This is a genomic window from Rhizobium sp. YS-1r (assembly GCF_000757525.1).
Lineage (GTDB): Bacteria > Pseudomonadota > Alphaproteobacteria > Rhizobiales > Rhizobiaceae > Neorhizobium > Neorhizobium petrolearium.
The window spans coordinates 1-1804 of sequence record NZ_JPYQ01000027.1; the positions used below are offsets into that span (position 1 = coordinate 1).

Sequence of the window (1804 nt, forward strand, 5' to 3'; positions counted from 1 at the left end):
GTGCGCGCTTCGTAAAAGTTGGACAGTAATTCCGCTAAATCCCGGACAGCAGTTTCACTAACGTCCGGACAGATTGACGAGGTTGGTTCTCGGCAGCCTGGTTACCATCAGGGCTGATTGATTTCGCCGTTTTCCACCGCCGTCAAGAGGGGTGTGCCTTTTTGCTTCCGCATGCTGTCGCCCCGCAGCGTGATGCGGTGAGCATTGTGCACAATACGGTCTAGTATGGCGTCGGCGACCGTGCTGTCGGCAATAAGGTCGTGCCAGCTTGCCACGGGGACCTGAGCTGTGATCAGGGTCGATTTTCTTTGATAACGCTCCTCGACAATTTCGAAGAGGTGGAAGCGCTGCTGATCGGAGAGCGTATGTGTTCCAAAGTCGTCGAGGATGAGTAGCTGGACGCGGGTGAGCTTGTCGATGAGACGGGGAAGAGAGCCATCGAGGCGGGCAAGCGCTAGATCCTCGAACATGCGCGGCACGCGCACATAGAGCACGGAATGACCGAGCCTTGCGGCTTGCCTGCCGAAGGCACATGCCAGCCATGACTTGCCGGTGCCGGTGTGGCCGGTGATGATCAGGCCCTCATGGGCAGTGAGCCATTGCCCCTGGGCCAGCGCCATGGTGTTGCGTCGATCGAGACCGCGGGTGGCGGCGAAGTCGATATCTTCGATGCAGGCCTGGGCGAAGCGTAGTTTGGCGGAGGCGAGCCGGTTACGGATGCGCTTGTCGGCGCGCAGGGCGACTTCGCGGTCGAGCATCAGGCCGAGCCACTCATCGCGGCTGAGCTCATTGGTGCCGGACTGCTCGGTCAATTCGCGCCAGGCGGCGGCCATGCCCGTCAGCCCGAGGGCTTGCATCTGGTCGAGGGTGGGGTTTGTCAGCATCTTGCTTCCTTCACTGGTAGTAGAATCGGCCACGGATATTGGTATGGGCAGGCGTGGGGGCCGCGTGTTCAGCCTGCGGTCTTTCCCGGTCGAGGCCGGATTTGAGGATGGAGGCGACGGAGGAATAGGTGATGGCATTGATGGTGAGCGCCCGCTCACAGGCCGCATCGAGACGCTGTGATCCATAGCGTGATGCCAGCGACAGAATGCCCATGGCCGAGCGGTATCCCTGTTCCGGATGTGGCCTGTCGCGCATCATGCGTTCGACCAGGATGGCGGCATTGGGGCCGATCTGCGTCGCACGGCCGATCAGATTGGCCGGCGTGGTGTTGGCATAGCGCTGATGTGCCTTGGGCATATGGTCATTGACAGTGACGTGGCCGGAACGCTGGGAACGGCGAACATGGCTGGCGACGCGCTGGTGATCGTGGAAGATCTCGACCACCCGGTGGGTGAGCCGTACCTGCAGAGTGCATCCGATCAGCCGGTGCGGCACGGAGTAGAAGGTCTTGTCAACCTCGACATGATAGTCCGGATGAACCTTCGCCGACTTCCATTCCGCATATTCGAACGGCATCACTGGCAGGGGCTTCAAGGCTGCCCGCTCGATCTCCTCGAACAGTTCGCGGCGACTTTTGCCGACATGGCGCATCGGCCGGTTGTTCAGTTCCTCGAGCAAATCGGCAATCGCCGTGTTGAGGGCGGCAAGCGAAAAGAAGGTGCGGTTCCTGAGCCGTGCCAGAATCCAGCGTTCCACGATCAATACCGCGCCTTCGACCCGGCCTTTGTCGCGCGGTTTCCTGCTGCGTGTCGGCAGGATCGTCGTGTTGTAATGCTCCGCCATGGCGGCGAACGTCGCAGTCAACGTCGGCTCGAACCAAAGGGCCTTGGCCACCCCCGATTTGAGGTTGTCGCACACG

General features: G+C 61.0%; 1 protein-coding gene and 1 pseudogene. Both read right to left on the reverse strand.

The features are described 5' to 3' along the window. Positions 1-107 precede the first annotated feature (107 nt). The gene (gene istB, locus JL39_RS19430; protein ID WP_037154432.1) at positions 108-884 is read right to left on the reverse strand and encodes an IS21-like element ISRsp2 family helper ATPase IstB; all 777 of its coding nucleotides are present in this window, start codon (positions 882-884) and stop codon (positions 108-110) included. 10 nt (positions 885-894) lie between these two features. Next, positions 895-1804 (reverse strand): annotated as a pseudogene (locus tag JL39_RS19435) (IS21 family transposase); the annotation flags it as partial.

Coding starts and splice junctions, on each gene's coding strand:
- istB (WP_037154432.1), bottom strand. CDS start 884: ATGCTGACAAACCCCACCCTCGACCAGATGCAAGCCCTCGGGCTGACG.